The sequence below is a fragment of the Polaribacter sp. genome (assembly GCF_965656025.1).
Taxonomy (GTDB): Bacteria; Bacteroidota; Bacteroidia; order Flavobacteriales; family Flavobacteriaceae; genus Polaribacter.
The window spans coordinates 1-7,881 of record NZ_CBFHJT010000086.1; the positions used below are offsets into that span (position 1 = coordinate 1).

The 7,881-nt window shown below is 31.6% G+C and carries 4 protein-coding genes; 1 reads left to right on the forward strand and 3 read right to left on the reverse strand.

From position 1 onward, the window contains the following. Together ACTG3S_RS13065 and ACTG3S_RS13070 are read right to left on the reverse strand one after the other, a co-directional pair. Positions 1-3,143 (reverse strand): SusC/RagA family TonB-linked outer membrane protein (locus ACTG3S_RS13065; RefSeq protein WP_439129784.1); only part of this gene is annotated, 3,143 nt, incomplete at its 3' end. Positions 3,144-3,294: 151 nt separating this feature from the next. Beyond that, complete coding sequence (locus ACTG3S_RS13070) at positions 3,295-5,013, reverse strand: Ig-like domain-containing protein (RefSeq protein ID WP_439129785.1); 1,719 nt, start codon at positions 5,011-5,013, stop codon at positions 3,295-3,297. 126 nt (positions 5,014-5,139) lie between these two features. Between ACTG3S_RS13070 and ACTG3S_RS13075 the strand changes: the two genes are divergently transcribed. Then, on the forward strand, positions 5,140-6,168 hold the full coding sequence (locus ACTG3S_RS13075; RefSeq protein WP_439129786.1) for a LacI family DNA-binding transcriptional regulator: 1,029 nt from the start codon (positions 5,140-5,142) through the stop codon (positions 6,166-6,168). A gap of 19 nt (positions 6,169-6,187) precedes the next feature. Here ACTG3S_RS13075 and ACTG3S_RS13080 read toward each other — a convergent pair whose 3' ends face one another. Beyond that, a complete protein-coding gene (locus ACTG3S_RS13080; RefSeq protein ID WP_439129787.1) occupies positions 6,188-7,798 on the reverse strand; it encodes a UxaA family hydrolase in 1,611 nt (536 codons plus the stop codon). Positions 7,799-7,881: the final 83 nt, after the last annotated feature.

The window sequence follows — 7,881 nt, forward strand, 5'->3', positions numbered from 1 at the left end:
CTTAAATTCGATAATCCAATTTTTTCTACAACTTCTTCTTGTAATCTATACCCTAAAGTTAAGGTATTTAATCTTAAAAAAGAAGCGTCTTCTACAGCCCAATCACTAAATACAAATCTAGACATATAAGGAGACCACATTGTTGTATTTTTGTTAAGTGCTTCTAATTGGGTTGGGTCTGTAACCAATTGTCCTGAAGCAGGATCTAAGTTTGTCCACCTACTACCATCTGCCATAACTGTACTTAAGTTTCTGTACTGACCATTTTGATTTGAAGTTGTGAACTCTACTTTATTTGCATTGTAAACATCTTGCCCTAAACTAAAGTTAAATGCCGCAGATAAATCAAAACCATAAGCACGACCTGTTAATACAAAACCACCAGTTAAATCTGGGTTGGAATTACCAATAATAGTTTGGTCATTAATATCTACAACTCCATCAGGAACTCCATTAGGACCACTAATATCCTTTAATTTCAATGATCCAGGTCTCACATCACCTATAACTAAGTTATCTACTACCCCATTTTTTAAAGTATACTCTTGATTATTTGCATCATAATTAAAATCTGATACTTCATATCTACCATCATTTTTAAAACCTTGCATAATACCTAGAGGTTGACCTACGTTTACTAAATAATCAATACCTATTTGAGAAGATGCCCAGTTGGTAGCTTCCCCAAAGTTCTCTTGAATTCCTAAAGAATTAATTCTGTTTTTATTTGCACTTGCATTTACAGAAAGGTCTAAACCATAATTTCTTTTGTCAATTACTGTAAAGTTTAAAGAACCTTCTATACCCGTATTTTGAACTTCACCCATATTTCTGTATTGATATGTATATCCTGAACCAGGAATACCATATCTTATTAATAAATCTTGAGTAAGATTTTTATAAGTCTCTATACTACCAGATATTCTATTATCAAAAAAACCAAAGTCTAAACCAATATTTTGTGTTACTGTAGTTTCCCACTTTAAATCTGGATTAGCTAAAACATTTGATGCTGCCCAATAGCTATTTACATTATTTATATAAGTTGTGTTATTTGACTGGAAGTTTTGAACGGTTTGTCCTGTTGGGATATTATTATTTCCTGCTTCTCCATAACTTAATCTTACTTTTAAAGAAGATAACCAATCTACATCTTTTAAGAAATTTTCTTCAGAAATTTTCCAAGCAAGTGCAGCAGAAGGAAAATAACCCCAAGCATTATCTCCTAAAAATTTACTAGATCCATCTGCTCTATAGGTTGCTGTTAATAAGTATCTGTTTTTAAAACTGTAATTTACCCTACCAAAGAAAGAAAGTAATTTATCATCTGGACTATAAAACCTATTAACCGCTTGTGGTGTTCCTTGAGAACTTAGATTTCTTGTTGTTTCAAAGTCAAAAAACTTTGGAAATCCATGAATTTCGTTTGTAAGTTCGTTTCTTGTAGTAACAATCATTTCTTCACCTAATAACAATTTTAGTTTGTGATCTGTATTGCTAATTAACTCTTTAAAATCGTAATTTAAAGTATTGGCATTTCTAAAACGCACTTGCTCTCTGTCTCTAGTTACTAATGCAGGTAAACCTTGATTATCTGCAGAAGGTCTGTTGTTCGCATAATATGTAGAACGACCATAGAAACGATCATCTGTATCTCTTCTATTATCTAATCCAATATCCATTCTATATTTTAGGTTTTTAATCATTTCCCAAGAAAAACTACCTACCATATTAAAGTTTTTTCTTGTTTTTTGGCGTTGATTATCATCTACTGCAAGAAAAGGATCTACTAAATAACTTTGTAAAGCTTCATCTGTATCATCTGTTGTTAATCCTGGAAGTGGAACTGGTGAGTAACCAACACTATGTCTTAAACGTGCATCTGCAGATGAGGTTTCGTTTTGCTCATTTGCACCACCACCATTTACAACTGTATTTGCATAACGTAAAGTAAATGATAAATCAATTTTATCACTTGCTTTACTTTTTAAAGATAAAGAAAGGTTGTCTCTTCTAAAATTAGAACCTACCATGATTGCTTTTTGATCAAATAAGGAATAACTTAAGCTATAGTTAAACTTTTCTGAACCTCCTCTAACAGATAAATCTCTGCTTTCAATTTCACCCATTTTACCGTAAATCTGATTTTGCCAATCTGTTCCTTTCTGACCCAAATATTGATCATAATCTTGCCACAAACCAAAATATCTTTCGTAAGATTCTGCCGGATTTTCAGCAGGCCCACCAGAGTTTCTTAATAAAGCATATTCATATTGCCATTTTGCATAATCTGGCACATCTAAAACATCTATTGGCTTCACCATACTGCTTACACCGTAAAACATATTAAAGTTTGCTGTAACCTTACCGTCTTTACCACTTTTAGTAGTAACAATTACAACCCCATTTGCACCTCTAGAACCATATATTGCTGTAGATGACGCATCTTTTAATATAGAAATATTTTCGATATCTGAGGAAGCAATATCGCTAAGACTATTAACAGGAAAACCATCTACAATAATTAATGGAGAACTGTTTTGAGTAATAGATCCTCCACCACGTATTCTAATATTTATTTCAGAATCTGGGGAACCTTCTGAAGAAACAATTTGAACACCTGCAAGACGTCCTGTTAGCGCTTCTCCAACGTTTGATATAGGTTGTTTTGCTATATCTGAACCAGAAATAGCAACAACAGAACCTGTTAAGTCTGATTTTTTAGAAGTACCATACCCTACAACCACGATTTCATCTAAAGACTCTGTACTTGGGTAAAGTGATGCTTTTAAATTTGTTTTACCAGCTACTTTAATTTCTTTAGTTGAATATCCTAAATAAGATATCACTAATACTGAGTTTGATGGGATGTTTCTAAGTGTAAATTTACCATCAAAATCTGTAGATGTTCCTTTTGTTGTTCCTTTTACCATTACAGAAACACCTGGTAATGATACTGTTGAGTCTCCCTCTGTAATAACACCACTTACTGTAATATTATCTTGAGCTTGTAAACTCGTAAAGTTGAACAGCAAAAGCATAATAAATAAAGCTTTAAGGCTTTTATTATGATTGTAAGAAAATAATTTCTTGTCCTTAATTTTGGTTTTTAACAACCAAAATGTTGTTTTACTTTTTGTCATAAAATTAATTTAAGTATTAATTTATTTTAGTTAATTGTAATCGATTACACAAAGATAATTAATTTTTATATACGTACAAGTTTTTTTTAACATAACGCTATTTTTAATATGCTTTTTTTGTTAAAATGAAATTTTGAATGGCAATATATAATTATTTTTCAAAAGGCCCTATATCTGGAGCAGTTCCGTTAAATGACAATCCAACATCTACACCTGCATCTATAAGGTCACTTCCAGAAACTAGTTTCATAAAATCAACATCTGGCAAACTACCATCTGCTTTTCTAGCCGCTAAAAGTAAATCTGTATTCAAACTTACATAATCACTAGCATCTGCTGTTAACCCATTTTGCCATGCATTATTTGTAATATCAATAGTTGTTGCGTTAAAACTATCATTGCTTCCGCCAGCAATACTTACAGTATTCTTAATCACTAAAGAATTAGCAATATTTGATGTACTAAAACTAATATTCCTACCATTATCATAAGCTCCAGAATTATATATTTCAATATTTCCTCTATTGCTATTATGATCAAAACCATCAAAAACATTACCAACGGCTATACAGTTTTTAAGAATAGCATTGTGCTTTAAATTTTTACTATCACTTCCACCAGTCTTAAAGCCATTTCCATCTCCTGCTCCTGTAGATCCATCTTTTAAATACCCATTTTTAATAGCCCAACAATTTTCATAAGTAGTTGTAATATTGTCAGCTCCTCTTAAATAGCCATCCCAACCATCATCTAAATTTTGCCATGCTCTACAGCCTATAAATTTATTTCCTGTTCCTGCATCTAACTTACTTGCAAAACCATCAGCATTTTCTAAAGTAGAATCTGCGTTAAAGAATGAATCACAATTTAAAACTGTATTATTTGCACCACCATTACCTATTTGTAAACCTGTATCTGAGTTTTCACTAAATTCACAAAACTCAATAAGATTATCATTACCTGTTATTAACATACCATTATCTCCTGCATTAAAAACTTTAATCCCTTTAATGTGCCAAAAATTACCCGATAATTCAATACCTCTATTTGAACTGTTTTCTGACATTGCAGAAAAATCAAGTGTAGGTCTTTGGGTGTTATTTGGATGTTGTAACATAGAGATAAGATTTGATGATGTTCCGCTTTGAGAAATGTTTATAGTAGAACTAAAAGCAAAAGTACCTTCTTTTACATAAATAACATCCCCAGCTACAGCATTTTGAATTGCTGTTAATAATTCAGCAGCAGTAGTAACCCCTGGAACAGTAGAAAAACCTGAAATAGTAACTTCTAATTCGCCAAATACTGCATTTGGATCTTCAGATGTTGCAATCACCTTTAAAGTTCCATTATCTAAAGGTGTTAATAATCCCTCTGAGTTTATAGTTGCTATTGTGCTGTCTGAAACAGACCAACTTATTTCTTTATTAGTTGCATTTGCTGGTAAAACTTCAGCTGTAAATGTTTGAGGTTGACCATTTGTAATATTAGCTCCAGAGACTATAATACTTTCTACTAAAACATCAGGAACTGAGACGCCTGAAATTACAACATCTTTTGTACCACTAACTCCAGAATTATCTTGTGCTTCTGCAGTTACTGTAACAGTACCATTAGCCACGGCTCTTAATAATCCACTTTTAGAAATTGTTGCAATAGTTTCATCAGAAACACTCCAAACAATTGACTTGTTTTCTGCAGTATTTGGAAATACTTCTGCTCTCATTTGAGATGTACCACCATCTTCGATATCTTCTCCAATTATCATGATTGCACTAACAATAGTATCATCTATCTCTTCTATATTATCCGAACAAGAAGAAAGTATTAATAATAAGATATAAAACGGATATTTAAATATGTTTTTCATCAATTGTCTTAAGTTAATTTGAATTATCAATGTAATCGATTGCACAATATTATAAATAAACTTTGAATTTACAAAATATATCGAATAAAAATATTTTTTTTAAAAAAAAAATCATTAATTAGCGTTATGGTAAAAAAAACCACAATTTACGATATTGCTGAAAAGTTAAACTTAACTGCAGCAACGGTTTCTAGAGCATTAAACAATAATCCTAAAATTAGTGAAAAAACTAGAAAGCTAATACAAAAAACTGCTATAGAGATGAACTATGAGCAGAATACCCTTGCAAAAGCACTGAAAAGTGGTAAAAGTTATAATGTTGGAGTGATTGTGCCACGTATAGATAGTAACTTTTTTGCTTCTGTAATTAGAGGCATTGAAGAAGAATTGTACCCAAAAGGATATCATGTAATTATTTGTCAAACTCACGATCAAGAAAATCAAGAAACAGGTAATATTAATACTCTATTAAGTGCTCAAGTTGATGGGATTTTAATGTCTATTACTAATAGAAAGACTAAAAATAAAATTTTTGAAAGTATTTCTAAAAAAAATGTACCTCTCATATTTTTTGATAGAAAAAAAGAGATTCGAAATGTTAGTTCTGTTACTATTGATGACTTTAATGGGGCATACTACGCAACTAAACATTTAATAGAACAAGGTTGTAAACGAATTGCACATTTTTCTAATGATAAAAGATTAGAAATTTTTAAAAACAGGTATTTAGGCTATAAACAAGCAATTATAGATAATGGTTTAGAGTTTGATGAAAGTTTAGTTATTGAAACTCATAGTAAAGTTTTAGCTGGAAGGGAGTCAACTAAAAAGTTGTTAAACTTACCAAATCCTCCAGATGCAATTTTTTCTTCGAGTGATTTTTCTGCTCTTGGTGCCATTCAAGAAATTAAATCTCAGGGACTAAAAATACCCGAAGATATAAGTGTAATAGGTTTTAGTAACGAACCTTTTACACGTTTTATGGAGTTGTCTATAACATCTGTAGATCAATCTCCGCTTGAAATGGGTAGAAAAGCTGCTTTGGTATTTTTAGATGAAGTAGAGGCTAAAGCAAGTAAAAAGAAACCGCAACAAATAGTCTTGCAGCCAGAGTTAATTATCCGTAAATCTTCTCTTAAAAAAGCTATTTCTTAAGAGAAGATTTTTAAAAAAATTAAAGTGAAACTCCTCTCTTCCAAGGAATAAAATCGTCTTGATTTAACAAACCTGCTTTAGAGGTTGTTTTACCACTTGCCACATCAATAATATATTCTAGAATGGTTTCTGCCATTTCTGCTATCGTTTTTTCTCCTTTAATCACATCACCTGTGTCTATATCTATAATATCACTCATTCTATTGGCTAAATCAGAATTTGAAGACACTTTTATCACTGGTGTAATTGGGTTGCCAGTTGGAGTACCCAAACCAGTTGTAAACAAAACAATATTTGCTCCAGAACCTACCATTCCTGTGGTGCTTTCTACATCGTTACCTGGTGTACATAATAAGTTTAAACCTGGTTTTGTAATATACTCTCCATAATCTAAAACATCTACTACTGGTGATGTTCCTCCTTTTTTTGCTGCTCCTGCTGATTTCATTGCATCTGTAATTAAACCGTCTTTGATATTTCCTGGAGAGGGATTCATATCAAAACCTGAACCAGCATCTACAACTGATTTTTCAAAAGCTTGCATTAAGTTTAAAAACTTGTTTGCTTTTTCTTCTTCTACACATCTATTTACCAATTCTTGTTCTACACCACACAATTCAGGAAATTCAGATAAAATGGCAGTTCCTCCTAAAGCAACTAGCATATCTGAAGTGTATCCTAAACTTGGGTTTGCAGAAATTCCAGAAAAACCATCAGAACCACCACATTCTAAACCTACTTTCAGTTTAGATAAAGGTGCTGGTTTTCTTTCAATTTCGTTGGCTTTTTTAATAGCCTCGTACGAATTTTTTATAATAGCTGTAAGCATTTCATCTACAGTACCCATTTGTTGTTGTTCATACATCAACACAGGTTTTTTATTATCTGGACTAATAGCGTCTAAAGCTGTATTAAATATATCCATTTGTAGGTTTTGACAACCCAAACTTAATACTGTTGCTCCTGCAACATTTGGGTTTTTTACATAACCTGCTAATAATCTTGCTAAACTTTCAGAATCTTGTCTAATACCACCACAACCACCTGGGTGTGTGATGAATTTTACATCAATATTTTCAAATACTTTTGTAACTTCCTTTTCTGCATTATCTGTATCTTCTTCACCCTTTACTAGAGAACGCAATAACATTTGATGTGAATTAGACTTTACAGTTAACAATTCCTTTTCAAAAACATCTCTTAGTTTTTCTATATTTTTATTTTCACAAAAAACCAAAGGAAAAAACAACCAAACATTAGCTGTACCAACTTGTCCATCTTCTCTATGGTAGCCCATAAAGGTTTTGTCTTTCCATTTATCAACATTAGGTGCTGTCCAACCTATAGTTCCTGTTTTTTGAGAAACTTTTGCACTTTGATGTTTCACATTTTCTGTAGTTAAAACACCTCCTTTTTCAATTTTAGAACTTGCTTTACCTACTAAAACGCCGTACATAAAAATTTCACCTTCATTTTCAAAGGTTTCTAAAGCAATTTTATGCTTTGCTTTTACATCTGAAATGACTTTGATATCTTGATTTTCAAAAGAAATAACTTCACCTGCTTTTAGATTGACTAAAGCAACTGCTACATTATCTGATGGATTTACTTTTATTAATTTTTTTTGCATGATATAATGCGTATTTCTTACTTAATATTTATTGCTAAAATTAGCTAAACCTTGTTCAATTCCGTTGTTATCAATTTCACCTA

Bases quoted from the DNA above. Each gene is read 5' to 3' on its own strand.
- ACTG3S_RS13070 (WP_439129785.1), bottom strand. From the start codon at position 5,013: ATGAAAAACATATTTAAATATCCGTTTTATATCTTATTATTAATACTT.
- ACTG3S_RS13075 (WP_439129786.1), top strand. From the start codon at position 5,140: ATGGTAAAAAAAACCACAATTTACGATATTGCTGAAAAGTTAAACTTA.
- ACTG3S_RS13080 (WP_439129787.1), bottom strand. From the start codon at position 7,798: ATGCAAAAAAAATTAATAAAAGTAAATCCATCAGATAATGTAGCAGTT.